The following is a 19,737-nucleotide window of genomic DNA, read 5'->3' as shown; positions in this document are numbered from 1 at the left end:
GTCAGCAGCACGCCATCGAGTTTGATCAGCATGTCAACCCAGTCCGCAGGTAGCAATGAGAGGGAATTAAACCCCGCCACCACAATAAACACGACGGCAAACCAGGGAAACATCATCGGCGCGGTTTCCACCGCTCCGGCGTCGGGAGAATGCCGCCGTTTCAGCCACAGGCCGAGCAGAAACAGAAAGGGCGCCAGCAGCATCACGCGCAGCATCTTGGCGATGACCGCCATGCTTTCCGCTTCGTTATTAATAGCATGGCCCGCGGCGACCACCTGCGCAACCTCATGCAGCGTCGACCCGAGATAGACGCCGAACGTCTGCGCCGTAAACAGGGTCGCATGGTTGGATTGGAGGTGTGCGTAGATCCAGGGGTAAAGAAACATGGCCGTTGTGCCGAATATCACCACGGTGGAAACCGCGACGGCGACTTTATCGGCGGAGGCTTTCAATACAGGCGCGGTCGCCAGCACCGCCGCCGCGCCGCAGATGCTGCTGCCTGCGCCGATAAGCCATACCGTTTGTTCATCCAGCTTGAACCAGCGGCGGCCCAGCCAGCAGGCCAAGAGCAACGTGGAGGTCAGTGTGAGGACGTCGACCATCAGTCCGCGAGGGCCGATGGCGGTAAGCTGTACGAAGCTGAGCTTGAATCCATAGAGCACGATCCCAAGACGTAGCAGATAATGTTTCGCCCACTGCACGCCCGCGTCGCACGATCCCTGCACCCATGGATAGAGCGTATTGCCCAGCACCATGCCGAGCAGGATCGCCAGCGTCAGTGAGCCCAATCCCCAGCGCATCACCGTGGGGACATTCGCCAGCCACAGAACGGCCAGCGTGAGTAGTCCTATCGCGAGCAGGCCGGGCAACTGGGGCCGGACGGTGAACGTGGTGGGAACAGCCCGAAGCCGGGCCAGGAATATCGGCATAGCATGCACCTTGTGACGGAATCTCTTGGGGTCACAGCCTATGCGCCGCGTGCTTAAAATAGAAATTGATTATATATTTATAACCTATGAGTATTAACGATAAGAGCCCACTATGCACATCACCTTACGTCAGCTTGAAGTCTTTACCGAAGTTTTAAAGACGGGGTCGACGACGCAGGCTTCCGTCGCGCTGGCGTTGTCGCAATCGGCCGTTAGCGCGGCGTTGTCCGACCTGGAAGGGCATCTGGGCGTACAGCTTTTTGACCGGGTGGGTAAGCGGCTGCTGGTCAATGAACATGGACGGTTGCTGTTCCCAAAGGCATTGGCGCTGCTGGAACAGTCTTCGGAGATCGAACAGCTGTTTCGTCGTGACGTCGGTGCCCTGCGCATCTACGCTAGCAGTACCATCGGCAATTATTTGATGCCCGCAATCATCGCGCGCTATCGCCACGATTCCCCCGATACGCCGCTGGAGTTGCAGGTCGGCAACACGCAGGACGTGGTCAATGCGGTGTCGCAGTTCAGCGTGGACCTCGGATTGATCGAAGGGCCCTGTCATCATCCGGACCTGATCACGCAGGCCTGGGTCGAGGATGAACTGGTCGTGTTCTGTGCCGCAGACAGCGCGTTGGCCGGGCAGGGGGCGGTGACCTTAGAAGCGCTGGCGAATGCGCCGTGGATTCTGCGCGAGCAGGGATCGGGGACGCGTGAAGTGCTGGACCATTTGCTGCTGGACAGGTTGCCGCATTTCCAGTTGATGATGGAACTGGGCAACTCAGAGGCCATTAAGCACGCAGTGCGTTACGGCATGGGGATCAGTTGCCTGTCGCGTCATGTGATTGCCGATCAGCTGGCGTCCGGCGCGCTGGTGGAGCTCCAGGTGCCGTTGCCGCACCTTAATCGCACGCTTTATCTGGTTCATCATCGGCAAAAGCATCTGTCCAACGTGTTGTGCCGTTTTCTGGACTATTGCCGCCAACCGGTCTGCGAAGTGTAAACCGCCATTATCCGCATTCTGAATGAAGGGACGGGCAATGAGTCTCTCCACGCGATATAAATAGCTGTTCCTTATAATTAGGAACGGGTTATTAACCTCTCTTATGATTCGCGATTCCAGCTACCCAGCCGGAGGGTATTTGTTACAATCCGGGCCTCAATTTTATCGGCCAAGCGGAATCAAGATGGCTCAACACGATACTCAGACCCCACCACAAGGGGGCAGAACGCTACGCCGTGAACTCAAAGCACGGCATTTGACGATGATCGCCATTGGCGGCTCGATCGGCACAGGACTCTTTGTGGCCTCCGGGGCCACCGTGGCGCAGGCCGGACCGGGCGGCGCGCTGTTGTCTTATGTGCTCATTGGTTTGATGGTCTACTTCCTGATGACCAGCCTCGGTGAGCTGGCGGCCTTCATGCCGGTCTCCGGCTCTTTCTCGACCTACGGCTCACGCTATGTGGAAGAGGGATTCGGCTTCGCGCTGGGTTGGAACTACTGGTACAACTGGGCAGTGACTATCGCCGTCGATCTCGTTGCGGCGCAGCTGGTGATGGGGTACTGGTATCCCGATGTACCGGGCTGGATTTGGAGCGCCCTGTTCCTGACCGTGATCTTCCTGCTGAACTACATCTCCGTCAAAGGGTTTGGCGAAGCGGAATACTGGTTCTCTCTTATCAAAGTGGTCACCGTGCTGGTATTTATCGGCGTGGGCGTGCTGATGATTGTCGGTATCCTGAGAGGCGGTGAGCACGCGGGCCTGCATAACTGGCAAATTGGCGATGCGCCATTCGCGGGCGGCTTCTCAGCGATGATCGGCGTCGCGATGATCGTGGGCTTTTCCTTCCAGGGGACCGAACTGATTGGAATCGCCGCCGGTGAATCCCAAGATCCGCAGAAGAACATTCCTCGCGCCATCCGTCAGGTGTTCTGGCGTATCCTGCTGTTCTATGTGTTCGCCATCCTGATTATCAGCCTAATTATTCCTTACACCGACCCTAATTTACTGCGTACCGATGTCAAAGACATCAGCGTCAGTCCGTTCACGCTGGTCTTCCAGAACGCGGGTCTGCTGTCTGCCGCTGCGGTGATGAACGCCGTGATATTGACGGCCGTGCTGTCGGCGGGTAACTCCGGCATGTATGCTTCGACCCGTATGCTGTTCACGTTGGCGAGAGAAGGGAAAGCACCGGCGATTTTCGGCCGACTCTCCCGTGGCGGTGTGCCGCGCAACGCGCTGTATGCGACGACCGTTGTGGCCGCGCTGTGCTTCCTGACCTCCATGTTCGGCAATCAGACGGTTTACCTGTGGCTGCTGAATACCTCGGGGATGACCGGTTTTATTGCGTGGCTTGGCATCGCCATCAGCCACTATCGGTTCCGCCGTGGTTACGTTAAGCAGGGCGGGGATTTAGCGGCGTTACCCTACCTGTCCAGTTTCTTCCCAATGGGGCCGATCTTCGCGTTTGTGCTCTGCCTGATCATCACATTGGGACAAAACTATCAGGCGTTTCTGGCGGACAAAATCGACTGGTACGGCGTGGCGGCGACCTACATCGGTATTCCGCTGTTCCTGTTGATCTGGCTCAGCTATAAGTTGGTAAAACGGACGCGCTTTGTGAAATACGCCGACATGGTTTTTCCGCGCTATAAATAATCCCGTTTAGGACAGTCAGTGAAAAGGCTGGTCGCACGCTACGTGCTGACCGGCCTTTTTTATGGGCGTCGTGTGACGGTGGTTTAAGGCGAAAATGAAAGGTACCAGCTTCGTGCGTGGTTCATGGACGATCAAGAACAGGGCGTGGGTCAGGCGGAGGACACAAGGAGGGGCGAAAACTCCGGCCCGCAGGGAGCCGGAGGGGGGAGGGCGTGAGCCGTTAGACGGCGGGGTGAGTTTCCGGACGGGTTCGACGGTAGTAGGCGTAGAGGATCCACGCCAACGGCAGTACTGCCAACGGCGCAGCCACATACCCAATCGTACTCATGCCCAAATACAGGCTGACTTTACTGCCGAGCAGGGCGCCCGCGCCAATGCCCAGGTTATACAGGCCCGAGAAGATAGACATCGCAATATCGCTGGCGTCAGGAGCCAGACTGAGGACGTTAGTCTGCATCGCCAGACTAATCCCCATGACCGCCATGCCCCACACCATGCACAGGATGATCATGCTTGACTCGTAGCCCGCGGCAGGCAGCAGCAACACGAGCGACAGCACCAACAGTCCAATCGCGCTGAGCAGAAAACCGGTCGGGTGTTTATCGCTGTAGCGGCTGTATAGCACGCTGCCGAGGATACCCGCAGCTCCGAACAGGAGCAGGATCAGCGTCGTGAAGTTCTCGGACTGCCCCGCCACATTCTGAATAAACGGCTCGATGTAGCTGTAAGCCGTGAAGTGCGCGGTGACCAGAATCACGATCAGCACATACACTGTCACCAGCTCCGGACGCTTGAACAGCATCGGAACGCTATCCAGCGAGCCGGAGTGTTCGCTCGGCATACGCGGCAACAGGCGCGCCAGCAGGATCAGCGAAATCGTGGCGCCGACCGCAATCACCATGAAGGTCACGCGCCAGCCCAGCAGCTGGCCCACGATGCGACCCATCGGCAGGCCCAGCACCATCGCCAGCGCCGTCCCTGTGGCGAGCATACTCAGTGCGGCTGCGCGTTTTCCCGGCGGCGCCATGCGGATCGCCAGCGAGGCGGTGATCGACCAGAACACCGAGTGCGCCAGCGCCACCCCGGCGCGGGAAATCACGAGTACGGTGAAGTTCCAGGCCATCGCCGACAGGACATGGCTGGCGATAAACAGGCAAAAGACGCCGATGAGCAACTTGCGCCGCTCGATACCGCTGGTCAGCAGCATGCAGATCAACGACGCCAGAGTCACAATCCAGGCGTAAATGGTAATCATCAGCCCAACTTCTTCGGTCTTCATGGCAAAACTCTGCGCAATGCCGCTGAGAAGTCCGACCGGAATAAACTCGGTGGTATTAAAAATAAACGCGGCAACGGATAGCGTAATGACACGCATCCAGGCTGTGGAGCGTGATGGAGCGGCGGATTCCATAAATGTTTCTCGAAAATTAATAAGGACGGACGCGCTTATTTTAGACAAAGAGGTAAAGGAATACGATGTAGTTCACAATTTTGTATGAACTTTTTTAAGCGAAATGTGTGCTTTATAACGAGAAGTTAACCGGTTTGTGCAATAACAGGCGTGGTCACCGGCGTATCAATCGTAAAAGGCATTCGATACGCCGGTGAGCGGCTTAGCGTTTTTGGAAGTAGGTCATCGCCAGCGCGGCAGCGAGCACCAGCCCCTTAATGATGTCCATGGCGTAATAAGGCACGGATAACATGACCAAACCATTTTGCAACACGCCCAGCAGAACGGCGCCGACCAGCGTGCCCAATGCGTTCGGTTTACCGGAACCGGCGAGCGAAAAGCCGATATAGGCGGCGGCCACGGCATCCATCAAATAGCCGCCGCCGGCATTGACCTGGGAAGAACCGATGCGCGACGCCAGCAAGATACCGCCCAGCGCGGCCAGCAGCGAGGAAAATACGTAGGCCATGACCCGGTAACGCGCGGTGCGAATACCGGCGAGGCGCGCGGCTTCGGGATTACCGCCGATGGCGTACATCCGGCGGCCGTGTTTGGTCAGCGAGAGGTACAGTTGTACGACGACGGTAACCACCAGCATGATCACGACGATGGTCGGCACCTGCCCGAGGGTGGAGAAAAACGCTGGAATCAGACCTTCCGCCATTTCCCCGCTGGGTAAAACCATGTTTTGGGTGATCGAGCCGCCGTAACTGTAGGTCATCGCGACGCCCTGGATCACAAACAGACTCGCCAGCGTCGCCAGCATGTCCGGAATGCGCAGAATAACGATCAAGAAAGCGTTGAATAATCCCACCAGCATACACAACGCCAGCGTCAGCAAAATGGCGCCCGTCGTGCCAAAGCCATACCAGACGAACAGCGAAACCACCAACGCATTGGCCAGAGACGCCGTGGAGCCGACAGACAGGTCGAAGCCGCCGACGGACAATGATAGCGAAACACCGATCGCGATCACCGTCACAATGGCGATGGATCGCAGAATGTTGATGATATTGTACGGGTCGAGAAAATTATCTGATGCCAGTCCGAACAGCGTCACCAGCGCGACAACGGTCAGCAGCATGCCCCATTTGTACAGGAAATCGAACAGACGATTGAAGACAGGGAGAGCCCCGTTAGATGAATGTGGCTGACTCACGCGGGAGTTCCTCCGGTTGAATATAATAAAAGCGTTTCTTCGTCCGTCGTTGCGGCGTCCAGTTCCGCTACGATACGGCCATCCCACAGGACGCAGATGCGATCGCACAGCCCCACCAGTTCGGAAAATTCCCCCGAGGCGTAAATAATGCCTTTCCCTTGTCGCGACAGCTCACCCATCAAACCAAACAGATCCTGCTTGGCTTTGATGTCCACGCCTTTGGTCGGTTCGTCGAAAATCAGCACCTGCATATCACTGCGCATCCATTTACCGATGGCGACCTTTTGCTGGTTGCCGCCGGATAATCGACGAATGGTCTGTCGAGGCCCTCGGGTACGAATGTCGAGCCGGCTGATCAAGGTTTTCGCCCAGGCGGCGGCCTGACGTCCACTGAATATGCCCCAGCGGGAAAAGCTGTCGCTGGCGGCGATACTCAGGTTCATAGACACGGTTTCATCAATGAAAATGCCTTCCTTGCGGCGCTCCTCCGGCACCAGTGCAATCCCGACGGCGACTGACTCGGCAGGGGAGCGCGGTTTCCACTTCCGACCCCGATATTCTCCCGCGTGAAGGCGGCTGCGGCTCGCGCCAAACAGCGCCTTACACAGCTCCGTCTTTCCGGCGCCCGCCAGTCCGGCGATACCCAGAATTTCCCCTTCGCGCAGCGTCAGAGAGATATCCCGCAACAGGGTGTCGTCGTGCAGGCCGTCAACGCGCAACAACGTCTTGTCATGCGTCACCGATGACCGAGGCGGGAAGATGTCGGTTAACTGATGACCGAGCATATTTTCAACGATCTGTTCGCTGCTCAACCCCTGCATCGGCGTACGGCTGACAAATTCGCCGTCGCGCAGAACGGTGAGCGTATCGCAAATCGCTTTCAACTCGTGGATACGGTGGGAGATGAAAACGATACCCATCCCTTCCGCCTGCAAGCGACGTACCACGGCGAAGAGCTGTTCGCTCTCTTCCTGGTCCAGCGGCGCCGTCGGCTCGTCGAGGATCAGAAAACGGCAATCATGCGACAGCGCGCGCGCCAGCAGCACCTGCTGTTTTTCCGCCAGCGAGCAGTGCTCCATACGGCGACGCACGTTGAGGTTTATCCCTAGTTGAGCCAGCAAAGCAGCGGCTTGACGGCGAAGGTGCGGCCAGTTCAGACCGTGGCCATTTTGCGCCAGCGTGTCCAGCATGATGTTTTCGGCGACCGAGAGCGTCGGTACTAGCGCCGCATCGACTTCCTGCTGAACCAGATGAATGCCGTACCGCTTAGCATCGCGCGGGGAGTGGATAGAGAGGGGGGCGCCGTCCAGCAAAATGTTGCCGGTATAGCGGTCGTGCGACCCCGACAGAACCGCCATTAAAGTCGATTTTCCGGCGCCGTTAGCGCCCGTCAGAGCGTGGATAGAACCGCCCTCCAGGGCAAACTGCACCTGTTTTAACGCCGGGAAACCGGCGAAGGAAATGGAAATGTCGCGCATTTCCAAACGTGAACGGTGAGCAATGGACATAACTACGGCAACTCGTCTCGGCGATAAGGGATTGTGGCGTTAGCTGGCTGAAAACTAACACACTTTTTTGAGATAAAGAATGCGGAATGATGGGGATTCGCGGCCCGTTTAAAAATGAAAAAGCATAACTTAAGCTAAAAAGTGATTAAGAATAGGACCTGATGATTTTAAGATGCGTTGACGGTCTGACGACAAAAACCGCACTCGGGGTGAACCCCCCTGCCGCAATAAAAGGCCAACACGTTGTAACGCAAGGAATAACCGATAATGAGCACAACACCTATCCGCGTCCAGGTTGGGCCGGCAAATTACTTTTCCTTTCCAGGGGCTATCGACAAACTGACAGAATTCTATCTGCGCCGAGGCTTGAACGTGCGCTGTGGATCCACGCGCGCGCGCGCTGAACGCCGCAAAACCTTATCTACCTGCTGAATTTTCGTCGGAAGGCGCTAAACAGGCGCAGTTTGCCGCCCATTGCAGTGAAAGCGAAGTCGAGCGATGGGTCACGCTGGCGGGCGACGATCGTTCTGTCGTGATTGGTGTTGGCGGCGGGGCGGTGTTGGATACCGCCAAAGTCGTGGCGCGTCGTTTGGGCGTTCCGTTCGTGGCGATCCCGACTATCGCGGCGACCTGCGCGGCGTGGACGCCGCTGTCCGTCTGGTATAACGACGAAGGGCAGGCTTTGCGCTTCGAAATCTTCGAAGATGCGAACCATATGGTGTTGGTGGAGCCGCGCATCATCCTGTCTGCGCCGGTGGACTATCTGCTTGCTGGTATCGGCGATACGCTCGCGAAGTGGTACGAAGCCGTGGTGCTGAGCCCCCGCCCGGAAACGCTGCCGCTGACCGTTCGGCTGGGGTTGCAGACGGCATTAGACATTCGCAACGTGTTGCTCCGACAAAGCGAAGCCGCGCTGAAGGCGGTTGAAACGGGAACGATTAATCAGGACTTTCTGGATGTCGTCGAAGCGATTATCGCCGGCGGCGGCATGGTCGGCGGTCTGGGCGAGCGTTACACCCGCGTGGCGGCGGCGCATGCGGTGCATAACGGTCTGACGGTGTTGCCGCATACGGAGCGTTTTCTCCATGGCACCAAGGTGGCCTACGGCATTCTGGTACAGTGCGCGCTGCTGGAAGATACCGATGCGCTGCTTGAGCTTAGTAGGGCGTTTCGTCTAATGGGATTGCCCACGACGCTGGCCGATCTGGCGATAGACATCAACGATACAGCGGCGATAAAGGCCATTGTCGCTCGAACCTTACAACCGGGTGAATCCATCCACTCTGTCCCGATGGCGCTGGATGAGGCGCGTCTGATGACCGCATTCAGGCGGGTGGAGTCCGTGAGATAGTGAGTAAGATCATGAAGGTAGGGCGGTTTTCCGCCCTGAATGATTACTGCAATTTTTCGTAGGGAAATGAATTTTTGATGTAGCGAGTGTAATAGCTGCCTTTCGCACTCGAGGCGAGCAGCTCTTCATAGATCATGCGTGCGACGCCTTGATACTGGTACAGGCTTCCATTCAGTAATTCGATTTCGAGAATGCTGGTTTCAGCATCGTAGCCGACGGCAAACAGATCGGCGGATGAAACACGCTTACGTTGCAAATTGGTCACTCCCTGTTAGCTGTGCAGCATTACCGCCTGAGGATGTGGGCGTTCTGCAATGCTGTGACTGTGTGTGTCTTGTTTTATCTACGGGACGGGCATGCAAGGCAGTACGCTGAAATCCGGAAGATCGGTCTCATGCCGCCAGACCTCAGATAAGACAAGCCCCGCCTGTGCCCGTACAGGTATTAAACCCCTCTCACTTTATCGCTGCAAGAATTTCCCGTGAAAACGCAGGTGATCTTCAATGAAGCTGGCGATGAAAAAGTAACTGTGATCATAGCCAGGCTGCATACGCAGCGTCAGAGGCCACTCTCGCTGGCGGGCGATCGTTTCCAGCTTTTGCGGCTGCAGCTGCTCCGGCAGGAACGGGTCATCCTCGCCCTGATCGATCAGTATCGGCAGCGGATGCTCGCTGGCGGCCAGCAGATGACAGCTGTCGTAGTCGCGCCAAAGCTGTTCGTCTTCGCCAAGATAGGCGCTGAACGCTTTACGTCCCCAAGGCACCGCGCTGGGATTGACAATAGGGGCGAAAGCCGACGCCGAACGATACCTTCCCGGATGACGCAGCGCCAGCATCAGCGCGCCGTGGCCGCCCATCGAATGACCGCTGGTGGACTGACGATCGCTAACGTGGACATGCTGCTGAATCAGCTGCGGGAGTTCATCGCTGATGTAGTCGAACATCCGATAGTGCGGCTGCCACGGCGCTTCGGTCGCATTCACGTAGAACCCCGCGCCTTGACCCAAATCGTACCCGCTGTCGTCGGCGACCGTTTCGCCACGGGGGCTGGTGTCGGGGATCGCCAGCGCAAGACCCAACTCGGCCGCGACGCGCTGCGCCCCGGATTTGATCGCGAAGTTCTCATCGGTGCAGGTCAGGCCGGAGAGCCAATACACAACCGGCGGCGGCGTTTTATCCGCTGTCGGCGGCAGATAAAGACTGAAGGTCATATCGCACTGCATTACGGCAGAGGTATGGCGATAGCGCTGTTGCCAACCGCCGAACAGACGATGTTGCTCCAGAAGTTCCAGTGGCGCAGTCATGACAGGACGACCTCCGCTTAATCAAAGTGAATCACGGTACGGATAGATTTACCTTCGTGCATCAGGTCGAAAGCGTCGTTGATGTCTTCCAGTTTCATTGTATGGGTGATGAAGTCGTTCAGCGGGAATTCGCCATTCAGGTAGCGCTGGACGATGTCCGGCAGTTGGCTGCGGCCTTTCACGCCGCCGAAGGCCGAACCCCGCCATACGCGACCGGTCACTAACTGGAACGGACGGGTGGAAATCTCTTCGCCCGCGCCGGCGACGCCGATGATGACCGACTCGCCCCAGCCTTTATGACAGCACTCCAGCGCCGAACGCATGACGTTGACGTTGCCGATACACTCGAAGGAGAAATCGACGCCGCCATCGGTCATCTCGACGATCACATCCTGAATCGGTTTGTCGTACTCTTTCGGGTTCACCAGATCCGTCGCGCCCAGTTTACGCGCCAGTTCAAACTTGCTGGTGTTGATGTCGATGCCGATGATGCGTCCCGCACCAGCCATTTTGGCGCCAATAATGGCAGAAAGGCCAATACCGCCTAGGCCGAATACCGCTACCGTGTCGCCCGGCTGCACTTTCGCCGTGTTGGTGACGGCGCCCATGCCGGTGGTGACGCCGCAGCCCAGCAGGCAGACTTCTTCCAGCGGAGCCTCAGGGCTGATTTTTGCCAGCGAAATCTCAGGAACCACGGTATGTTCAGCGAAAGTCGACGTTCCCATGTAGTGGAAAATGGGTTGGCCGTCTTTCGAGAAGCGGGTGGTGCCGTCCGGCATTAGGCCTTTACCCTGCGTGGTGCGGATTGCCTGACACAGGTTGGTTTTGCCCGACCGACAGAACTTACATTCCCCGCATTCCGGCGTATAGAGCGGAATGACGTGATCGCCGACGGCGACGCTGGTGACGCCTTCGCCGATGGCTTCGACAATTCCTGCGCCCTCATGACCGAGGATCGCCGGGAACACACCTTCGGGATCTTTACCAGACAGGGTATAGGCGTCGGTGTGGCACACGCCGCTGGCAATGATGCGTACCAGCACTTCCCCTTTCTGCGGCGGCATCAAATCGACTTCTTCGATGGACAACGGCTGGTTGGGCCCCCAGGCGACGGCGGCACGGGTTTTAATGGTTTGCATAGTGAATTCCTGTATCAATGACTCGCGGTAATTTCACGGGGTCGTTATGGATCACGATGAGGTCGCCCTGCGACCTCGCGAAAAGGCTTACTATGAGAATCGTTCAATCATCAGTTTTTTCAAGGCTTCGACGTTGGGACCAAAAGCATCCCGACGCCAGACCAGTTCGACGGCGATATCGGCGACCGTCTCAGGAAGCGAATGGACCTGAACCTGGCTGCCGCCGGGGAGCGCGGTCAATACGGACTGAGGGAGAAATGCCGCGCCCGCGCCGCCGGCGACGCTCGCCACCAGCGTGCTGAGCGAGTTCACTGTGCTCCACGGCCCCGATAGCGAGCTCTGACCGCGGCTCCAGTTGGTAAGGCGCGACCGGTAATCGCTGGCATCGGCAGCTTGCAGGATCACCGCGCCGTCCAAATCTTTGGCTTGATTCACAGCAGGATGCTGGCGAGAGGTAATGAGCACCAGGCGATCGCTTACTATCCGACAGTGGTGCAGCGCCTCGTTGTCGATAGGACAACTGACCAGCGCGGCGGCCAGATCGCCGTGACTCACTTCATCCAATAACTGTGATCCGGCGGCGCATTTCAGCGTGATCGCTACCTGCGGGAATCGAGAGTGAAATTGAGCCAACAGTTCGGGCAACCACAGCAGGGCGGCGGTTTCTTCCGTACCAAGCACAAACTGTCCCCCGGGCGCGCCACTGTGGCTCATCATTAACGCTTCATCGCTTAACGCGAGGATTTTGCGGGCGTACCCCAGAAAGTTGTGTCCGGCAGGCGATAGCCGCAGGCGTTGTTTTTCACGGATGAACAGATCTGTACCGAGTTCTAACTCCAACTGACGTAATCGTGTTGTCAGATTGGAAGGAACCCGCTGTAGTTGCTCGGCGGCGCGAGCCATGGAGCCGCTATCGGCAACCAGACAAAACATGCGGAGTTGGGTTAGGTCCATCTTCTCTATTCGTGAATAAGTTTATCTGTTTAGTTTTGATAAACTGAATAGTATAGGTTGGTTTACATAGTTGCAATGTTTCTTAACTAATTAGGATACATTGCATCAAATTCGATGCAGGAGGCAAACGGTAAAAAAGATGATGTCATATCATTACATTTAAATCTATAAATGTGTTAGGGTGACGTACTTCTTTCACCGATATTGGAAAAAAATGATGTCTGAACATTCACTATTTACTCCCCTGACCCTCGGGGATTTCACATTGCGCAACCGTATTGCCCTGCCGCCGTTGACCCGCTCCCGCAGTACCCAGCCTGGCGATATCCCCAACGATCTGATGGCGACCTACTATCGCCAGCGCGCCACCGCCGGTTTTATGGTGACGGAAGGCAGCCAGATTGAACCTCAGGGGCAGGGTTATGCCTGGACGCCGGGGATTTATAATGCGGAGCAAGTGGCGGGCTGGCGTAAGGTGACCGACGCGGTACATGAAGAGGGCGGCGTAATTTTTTGCCAGCTGTGGCACGTGGGCCGCGTTTCGCATACGTCGCTGCAGCCTGGCGACGCAGCGCCGGTCGCCCCGTCTGCACTGCGGGCCGAAAACGTCAAAGTCTTTATTGAAACCGGGCCGGGTACCGGTACGCTGGCGGACCCGAGTATGCCTCGCGAGTTGTCGACAGACGAGGTAAAGGCGCTGGTGCAGCAGTATCGCAAGGCGGCGGAGAATGCGCGAGACGCGGGCTTTGACGGCGTCGAACTGCACGCCGCCAACGGTTACCTGATCAACCAGTTCATCTCTCACCATACCAACCAACGTACCGACGAATACGGCGGCTCGCTGACTAACCGTCTGCGCTTCCTAAAAGAAGTGACCGAAGCCGTCATCGACGTTTTCGGCGCATCGCGGGTCGGCGTCCGTTTCGCGCCGCTGTTTGAAACTACCGACGAAGAGCGTGTTTATCTGGGGCTGGTGGAAAATGATCCGCATCATACATACGTCTCTGCGGCTGCTATGTTGCAGTCGATGGGGATCGCCTATTTGTCGATTGCGGAAGCTGACTGGGAGAACAATCCCGAGCTGCCGGAATCATTCCGTCAGGCGCTGCGTGAGACCTTCTCCGGCGTGATCATGTATGCAGGGAAATATACCCAGGAAAAAGCGGAACGCATGCTGGCGCGGGGATACGGCGATCTGTTCGGCTTCGGCCGTACCTTTATCGCCAACCCGGATTTACCGCACCGTATCCGGCATGGCCTGGCGTTAAACGCCGTTGACGCAGGCACGCTGTATGGCGGAACGGATAAAGGTTATATTGACTATCCGTCGAGCTAAGCGTATTTAAGCGGGCGGCATCTGCTGAGATGCCGCTGACTATGACTACAAGGTGAATGATTTATGGGCTTAAACGAGGCGCTCAAAGCTTTTTCTCATCCTACGCGCAGAGCCATTTTAGTTTGGTTGAAGGACCCTGACACCGCATTCGCCGATGACACGCAACTTTACGACTATCAGCAATACGGCGTATGCGCGAGTTTGATTCAGAAAAAGGCGGGCTTATCGCAGCCAGCCACTTCTTTATGCCTGAAAAGCCTGCAGGAGTTAGGCGTGGTGGAAGCCACCAAGGTGGGCATTTGGACCTACTACAAACGCAACGAAAGCCAGATTTCCGCCATCATGACCGCGTTGATCGACGATTTGGGCGTGAGCGTCACAGACGACGAGCCGTCGCGTTAACTCTTTTGATTCAAACGCGCCCGCTTTATTCCCGCGATCACAGGATACGGTCTTTATTTTAATGACCGTAGGCTAATGATTAAGTCGATGGGGCGGGTTTTAACTTGCCATGACTTAATGAATCAGACGGGAAAAATAATCATTTTGATTCGGTTTACCGCAGAAAGTTAATCCCCTGAGCAGGAATACGAATATCAGTAACGGGCGTGATTACCTTTTCCCATTACAGAGACTGTTTAAGCGGGTAGATTTATCCCTCGCTCAATGACGGTAATGCATAAAGAGATAAAACAAATTCAAGGTGAGTGAAATTTTATCCTTTTAATTCAAGGAATGATTAATATTTGTTTTTCCATTAATGAATAAAAACAGCATTAACATCGCCGTTTAAGCACAGGGCCTTTGACTCTTAACGTCTACTGCCATTAGTTTTGTCACTTTTCATAAGACTATTAAAAATAATCAATAACCTCATCGCTAGGCCGATATATACTAGCCGCGCCATTTGTTAATTGCGTGGTTAATATATTGAAAAATGGAACGGCCAGGGTGAACCCGCCAACAAGCGGCAACCGACCGCATCTATTATTCCCTTTAATAAAAGAACGATTTTACAGATTTAACATCCCGGGTTGTTTATCAGCGCGGGCATGAAATCGTTAGTAAAACATACGGAGTTTATTTATGAGCTTTCTGAAGAATGTCACCATCAGGGCTATGATGTTAATCATACTTGGCATATTCCTCCTGCTTTGGGTCGGCGTATCTTTATTTACCGTTTCCGAATTCAATAAAATGGGATCGCGGCTTGACGTCAATCAGTCGCAGAAAAAAAGTTATCTAATACTGGTCAAAGGCGGCGATCACTATTTTCGCGCCGTGACGCGTATGCTGAGAAGCGCCGACTATGTGCAGCTTGGTGATACGGCAACGGCGAAAGCCGTGCTGGACTCAGCCAACGTCGCCATTAAAAATACCAAAGACGCGCTGGAACAGTTTCGGCAGAACGATCCTCTCGAGATTGACCCGGCGTTAATCACCCGAACGGCGTCGACCTGGACTTCGCTGATTGAGTCGGGGATCGACCCCATGTTCGCTGCACTACAGGCGGGTCGTATAGACGACTTTCGCCAGATTTACCGTGTAACGTATCCTGCCCTGAGCGTCAGCTTTGCTGCCAATTCAGACCAATTTGCTGAAGCGCTACAAACCAATCAGGCCATTGACGATGTCCATTCGATGGTCTCGATGAACAAAAGCATATTGATTGTGACGATGGTGCTTGGCCTGATCATTCTGATAATCAGCGACCGATATCTGGTCAACTATCTGGTGAAGCCGATCAATCAACTGAAATCGCACCTTGAACGTCTGAGCGAAGGCCAGCTGAGCTTCGATCTGAAAGAGTTTGGCCGCAACTGCGCCGGGCAGCTGTTCCCGCACGTGACCTTTTTGCAAAACAGCCTACGCGCGACGGTGAGTACCATCCGCGACAGTGCCTTCTCCATCCATCAGGGCTCCAGCGAGATTCGCTTAGGCAACAACGACCTGTCCGCGCGTACCGAACAGCAGGCCGCCGCATTGCAGGAGACGGCGGCGAGTATGGAAGAGCTGAGCTCGACCGTGAAAATGAACGCCGAAAACGTTCATCAGGCCAGCAAACTGGCGCAAGATGCGTCTACCGTCGCGCGTAAAGGCGGCGAGATTACGGATGAAGTTGTGGGGACGATGAATGACATTACGACCAGTTCCCGGAAGATTGCGGATATCACCAGCGTCATCAACGGCATCGCGTTTCAAACCAATATTTTGGCGTTGAATGCGGCGGTCGAAGCGGCCAGAGCCGGTGAACAAGGGCGAGGTTTCGCCGTGGTGGCGGGTGAAGTCCGCAATCTGGCGCAGCGCAGCGCTCAGGCGGCCAAGGAGATTGAAAGCCTGATTGCCGAGTCCGTATCACGCGTCGATATCGGTTCCAGCCAGGTGAAAAAAGCCGGCGAAGCGATGGGCACGATTATTACTTCTATTATCCACGTTAACGATCTGATTGGAGAAATCGCTTCGGCCTCGGATGAGCAGAGCCGCGGTATCGAGCAGGTTGGCACGGCAGTAACGCAAATGGACGGAGTGACTCAACAGAATGCCGCGCTGGTGCAGGAAGCCTCTGCCGCCGCAGGATCTCTGGAAGAACAGGCGCGCCATCTGACTGATGCCGTCGCCGTCTTCAAGTTAGAGAGTGAAGCGCGTCCGACTTCCGGTCGCCCCCAAAGCGGCCTGGAGTTAAAACGCCCAGCGCTGAGCCAAAAAACGGCGCGGGTCGCAGCATCTGCCGCCAGCATGAGGCAAAACAGCAATGACAACTGGGAACAGTTTTAATTTCCGTCATTAATGAGCACCTCTGAGCGCACCGGTTTCTCCGGTGCGTTTCTTATTATCCCTCCTTATTCGATACTCGCGATATAACCCCCGGGTCGCCAGAATCCGCAGAGCCAAAAATAGTGTTTTTCGCTCGCGCAGTCGCCGGTCTCTTTTGGCTTTAGATAAAAGCGTGGCTCTGAATACCCCTTTTTATATCCGTGCCTATACTTAGGGCATTAAAACCCGGCAGGTGTCTGGGACGGTTGCCTACGCACCGTTCCTGCCTGGCTGCATTTCTCTGGCGGGTCTTTAGAATCAGCGAGTTAAGGCGAGCAACAGGGCAGAGTTTTGCGCGTCTTAACAGTGTTAATCACCGCGGCACATTCATTTATCGATAAGAAAGAATATTGTTCGCGTCAGGGCGCGAGCCTATTAAAGACTCTCATGGGGTGGGATATGCATTTTCTGAGAAACATCAGCATACATGCAATGGTATTAGCCATTGTAGGCACATTGATCGTGATATGGGGCATCGCGTCGGGATACAGTATTTATTCTCTGAATCAGGCGACCAATTTACTGACGCAGGGCGAAGCGCAGAAAAAAAAATTATTCCTATCTGATTTACGGCAATGACCAGTACTTCCGCGCCGTGATCCGATTGGAACGAGCGATGGATTATATGCAGGAGAACGATCAGGTTAACGCCAAAAAGACGATGGATATGGCGCAGACCGCCATCCAGAATACGAAAACGGCACTGGAAAACTTCAAAAATTCCGAACACATCGGGATTGAGCCGACCACCGCAAACGGCGTGTACACCATTTGGGAAAAGGTGATCACGGATGCTGTGGACCCCATGAATTCCGCGCTGCAGCGTAACGATCTCGCGAGTTTCCGCACGCTGTTCCGCCAGGTTTTTCCGCCGATGGCATGGACGTTTGGCGATGAGCTGAAAAAATACAGCGACGAGATGTCCGCCTCCAAAATCATTCCTTCTATTAGCGATCACAATGCGCGCAACCGCGATACGATCATCATTGTGCTGCTCGCTGGCATCGTGGTGCTCATCTTCACCGAATATTATCTGCGAAACTATTTGGTCAAGCCGATTGCGGTGATCAAATCCCATCTGGCCCAGCTGACGGCAGGGCGTCTGGGTTGCGAGCTGATTGAGTTCGGACGTAACTGCGCGGGTCGGTTGATCCCGGACATCAAACTATTGCAGTCGCGACTGCGCGATACTGTGACCGCCATTCGCGACACCACGCATTCCATTGACCTCGGGACATCGGAAATCAAGGTAGGAAGCGAGGACCTGTCGCGGCGCACTGAGCAACAGGCGGCGGCGCTGCAAGAGACGGCCGCCAGCATGGAACAGCTGAGTTCGACCGTGAAACACAATGCGGACAACGTGCACCAGGCGCGTCTACTGGCCCAGGATGCCGCGGGTGTGGCCAAGAAAGGCGGAGAAATCAGCAGCAACGTGGCCAAGACCATGGCAAAAATCACCTCCAGCTCCAGTAAGATCTCAGACATCACCAACGTGATTAACGGCATTGCGTTCCAGACCAACATTTTGGCGTTGAATGCGGCGGTGGAAGCCGCGCGCGGCGGCGAGCAGGGACGGGGATTCGCCGTAGTCGCGAGTGAGGTTCGCAGTCTCGCACAGCGCAGCGCCCAGGCCGCGAAGGAGATCGCAGAGTTGATCGCGGAGTCGGAAGTGAATGTGCAGGTGGGCGATAAGCAGGTGCAGCAGTCTGCTGAAGCGATGGATACTATCATCACGGCGATTGCCCACGTCAGCGATCTGATCGGCGAAATTAACGCCGCCACCGACGAGCAAACCCAGGGGATTACTCAGGTTGGCCAGGCTGTACATGAACTGGACGGCGTGACGCAACAAAATGCCGCGTTGGTGCAAGAGTCGACGGCGGCGGTCGCGCAGTTGGATCAGCAGTCGCACGAACTGGCGAACGTGGTGGCTCTCTTCCAGTTAGAAGATGACAACTGTCCCATTACGACCACGCGATTCCCGTCGGTGAAACAAAAAACGACGCCGGCCGTGAAACTTTTGCCCGCCACGCGGGCGAACGATAATGACGGCTGGGAAAAATTCTAAACGTTTCGCACCCGGTTATTCGGCTAATTACAACCAGCCGAATAACCGTATCTGCCCCCCTGTCTGTGGTCGTCAAACTTCATCACTTGCAGCAATTTCATCAATCACGATACACAATCACTGGATCATCGCCGAACTCTCCATTAGGCTGTGTCCCTCGTTAAATTGCGCGGATTCGCGCAGGGTGCATCCGTCAGTGGCACTGTATCGATTTCATGTGTGCAGTCGTCAATTCCACGGCCTGTTGCGGGCAACGCCTGAAGACGGTAGGGCGCCGCATTAAGTTACATCTGCTGGAGAACGATAATGTCATCACCTTTGACCCAAGAAGCCGCCCTGGTACATGAGGCGCTGCTGGCGCGCGGACTGGAAACGCCGCTGCGCGGAGAAATGCTGGACCGGGAGACTCGGAAAAGCCGCATCGCGGAACACATGACGGAAATCATGAATCTGCTGAGTCTGGATTTGACGGACGACAGCCTGACGGAAACGCCGCACCGTATCGCCAAGATGTACGTCGAAGAGATCTTCGCTGGCCTGGATTACACCAACTTCCCCAAGATCACCATTATTCAAAACAAAATGAAGGTGGATGAGATGGTGACGGTGCGCGATATCACGCTGACCAGCACCTGCGAGCATCACTTTGTGACCATCGACGGCAAGGCGACAGTCGCCTATATCCCTAAGGATGGCGTCATCGGCCTGTCCAAGATCAACCGCATCGTGCAATTTTTCTCCCAGCGTCCGCAAGTGCAGGAACGTCTGACCCAGCAGATTTTGGTCGCACTGCAAACGCTGTTGGGCACGAATAACGTCGCCGTCTCTATTGATGCGGTGCATTACTGCGTCAAAGCGCGGGGTATTCGCGACGCCACCAGCGCCACCACCACAACATCGTTGGGCGGTTTGTTCAAGTCCAGTCAGAATACGCGCCAGGAGTTCCTGCGCGCGGTGCGTCACCACAACTAGGGGCACGCACGGTAAAAATTCACCGGCGTCGGGGATAGTAACGACGCCGGTTTTTACGCCCGCCACGTCAGTTTTATCCCTCCATCTACCCTACCTCTTT

At 55.7% G+C, this 19,737-nt stretch carries 14 protein-coding genes and 2 pseudogenes; 8 read left to right on the top strand and 8 right to left on the bottom strand.

What is annotated here, in order from left to right:
• Positions 1-929 (bottom strand): YeiH family protein (locus AU511_RS03945; protein WP_094108831.1); only part of this gene is annotated, 929 nt, incomplete at its 3' end.
• Between the two features lie 112 nt (positions 930-1,041).
• Between AU511_RS03945 and yieE the strand changes: the two genes are divergently transcribed.
• Positions 1,042-1,926, top strand: coding sequence for a DNA-binding transcriptional regulator YeiE (gene yieE / locus AU511_RS03940; RefSeq protein WP_094101013.1), 885 nt, complete (start codon positions 1,042-1,044; stop codon positions 1,924-1,926).
• A gap of 184 nt (positions 1,927-2,110) precedes the next feature.
• The gene (locus AU511_RS03935) at positions 2,111-3,583 is read left to right on the top strand and encodes an amino acid permease (protein ID WP_094108830.1); all 1,473 of its coding nucleotides are present in this window, start codon (positions 2,111-2,113) and stop codon (positions 3,581-3,583) included.
• A gap of 220 nt (positions 3,584-3,803) precedes the next feature.
• On the opposite strand, the gene AU511_RS03930 is transcribed toward AU511_RS03935, so the two are convergent.
• From AU511_RS03930 to AU511_RS03920, 3 genes are all read right to left on the bottom strand, one after another.
• A complete protein-coding gene (locus tag AU511_RS03930; RefSeq protein WP_094108829.1) occupies positions 3,804-4,994 on the bottom strand; it encodes a sugar transporter in 1,191 nt (396 codons plus the stop codon).
• A gap of 202 nt (positions 4,995-5,196) precedes the next feature.
• Complete coding sequence (locus AU511_RS03925; RefSeq protein WP_094108828.1) at positions 5,197-6,192, bottom strand: ABC transporter permease; 996 nt, start codon at positions 6,190-6,192, stop codon at positions 5,197-5,199.
• Positions 6,189-7,700 carry a sugar ABC transporter ATP-binding protein gene (locus AU511_RS03920; RefSeq protein WP_094108827.1) on the bottom strand — a complete coding sequence of 504 codons (1,512 nt, stop codon included), beginning with the start codon at positions 7,698-7,700 and terminating at the stop codon, positions 6,189-6,191. Before AU511_RS03920 ends, AU511_RS03925 begins: the two co-directional genes overlap by 4 nt.
• A gap of 267 nt (positions 7,701-7,967) precedes the next feature.
• On the opposite strand from AU511_RS03920, the pseudogene AU511_RS03915 reads away from it, so the two are divergent.
• Positions 7,968-9,051: pseudogene (locus tag AU511_RS03915) on the top strand (oxidoreductase).
• A 43-nt stretch (positions 9,052-9,094) separates the two neighbouring features.
• Here AU511_RS03915 and AU511_RS03910 read toward each other — a convergent pair.
• From AU511_RS03910 to AU511_RS03895, 4 genes are all read right to left on the bottom strand, one after another.
• Positions 9,095-9,307, bottom strand: coding sequence for a KTSC domain-containing protein (locus tag AU511_RS03910; protein ID WP_094101018.1), 213 nt, complete (start codon positions 9,305-9,307; stop codon positions 9,095-9,097).
• Positions 9,308-9,511: 204 nt separating this feature from the next.
• A complete protein-coding gene (gene fghA / locus AU511_RS03905) occupies positions 9,512-10,354 on the bottom strand; it encodes an S-formylglutathione hydrolase (RefSeq protein WP_094108826.1) in 843 nt (280 codons plus the stop codon).
• Between the two features lie 17 nt (positions 10,355-10,371).
• Positions 10,372-11,493: an S-(hydroxymethyl)glutathione dehydrogenase/class III alcohol dehydrogenase gene (locus tag AU511_RS03900; RefSeq protein WP_094108825.1), complete on the bottom strand. Its 1,122-nt coding sequence runs from the start codon at positions 11,491-11,493 to the stop codon at positions 10,372-10,374.
• A gap of 90 nt (positions 11,494-11,583) precedes the next feature.
• Positions 11,584-12,447, bottom strand: a complete 864-nt coding sequence (locus AU511_RS03895) for a LysR family transcriptional regulator (protein WP_094108824.1) — start codon at positions 12,445-12,447, stop codon at positions 11,584-11,586.
• Positions 12,448-12,664: 217 nt separating this feature from the next.
• Here AU511_RS03895 and AU511_RS03890 point away from each other — a divergent pair, with 217 nt between their 5' ends.
• From AU511_RS03890 to folE, 5 genes and pseudogenes are all read left to right on the top strand, one after another.
• Positions 12,665-13,783, top strand: coding sequence for an alkene reductase (locus AU511_RS03890; RefSeq protein ID WP_094108823.1), 1,119 nt, complete (start codon positions 12,665-12,667; stop codon positions 13,781-13,783).
• 63 nt (positions 13,784-13,846) lie between these two features.
• Positions 13,847-14,185: an ArsR/SmtB family transcription factor gene (locus tag AU511_RS03885; RefSeq protein ID WP_094101023.1), complete on the top strand. Its 339-nt coding sequence runs from the start codon at positions 13,847-13,849 to the stop codon at positions 14,183-14,185.
• A 684-nt stretch (positions 14,186-14,869) separates the two neighbouring features.
• Entirely contained in the window at positions 14,870-16,558 is a 1,689-nt protein-coding gene (locus AU511_RS03880) for a methyl-accepting chemotaxis protein (RefSeq protein WP_094108822.1), read from the top strand.
• Positions 16,559-16,996: 438 nt separating this feature from the next.
• A pseudogene (locus tag AU511_RS03875) lies at positions 16,997-18,665 on the top strand (methyl-accepting chemotaxis protein).
• A 306-nt stretch (positions 18,666-18,971) separates the two neighbouring features.
• Positions 18,972-19,637, top strand: a complete 666-nt coding sequence (folE, locus tag AU511_RS03870) for a GTP cyclohydrolase I FolE (RefSeq protein ID WP_026740489.1) — start codon at positions 18,972-18,974, stop codon at positions 19,635-19,637.
• Positions 19,638-19,737: the final 100 nt, after the last annotated feature.

The sequence above is a fragment of the Lonsdalea iberica genome (assembly GCF_002111585.1).
Lineage (GTDB): Bacteria > Pseudomonadota > Gammaproteobacteria > Enterobacterales > Enterobacteriaceae > Lonsdalea > Lonsdalea iberica.
The sequence above is the reverse complement of the archived record's forward strand: the minus strand, read 5'-3'. Positions and strand labels throughout refer to the sequence as shown.

Excerpts from the sequence above, each read along its gene's own strand:
- fghA (WP_094108826.1), bottom strand. The coding sequence starts at position 10,354 with ATGACTGCGCCACTGGAACTTCTGGAGCAACATCGTCTGTTCGGCGGT.
- AU511_RS03935 (WP_094108830.1), top strand. The coding sequence starts at position 2,111 with ATGGCTCAACACGATACTCAGACCCCACCACAAGGGGGCAGAACGCTA.
- AU511_RS03900 (WP_094108825.1), bottom strand. The coding sequence starts at position 11,493 with ATGCAAACCATTAAAACCCGTGCCGCCGTCGCCTGGGGGCCCAACCAG.
- AU511_RS03920 (WP_094108827.1), bottom strand. The coding sequence starts at position 7,700 with ATGTCCATTGCTCACCGTTCACGTTTGGAAATGCGCGACATTTCCATT.
- AU511_RS03895 (WP_094108824.1), bottom strand. The coding sequence starts at position 12,447 with ATGGACCTAACCCAACTCCGCATGTTTTGTCTGGTTGCCGATAGCGGC.
- AU511_RS03880 (WP_094108822.1), top strand. The coding sequence starts at position 14,870 with ATGAGCTTTCTGAAGAATGTCACCATCAGGGCTATGATGTTAATCATA.
- AU511_RS03885 (WP_094101023.1), top strand. The coding sequence starts at position 13,847 with ATGGGCTTAAACGAGGCGCTCAAAGCTTTTTCTCATCCTACGCGCAGA.
- yieE (WP_094101013.1), top strand. The coding sequence starts at position 1,042 with ATGCACATCACCTTACGTCAGCTTGAAGTCTTTACCGAAGTTTTAAAG.
- folE (WP_026740489.1), top strand. The coding sequence starts at position 18,972 with ATGTCATCACCTTTGACCCAAGAAGCCGCCCTGGTACATGAGGCGCTG.
- AU511_RS03890 (WP_094108823.1), top strand. The coding sequence starts at position 12,665 with ATGTCTGAACATTCACTATTTACTCCCCTGACCCTCGGGGATTTCACA.
- AU511_RS03930 (WP_094108829.1), bottom strand. The coding sequence starts at position 4,994 with ATGGAATCCGCCGCTCCATCACGCTCCACAGCCTGGATGCGTGTCATT.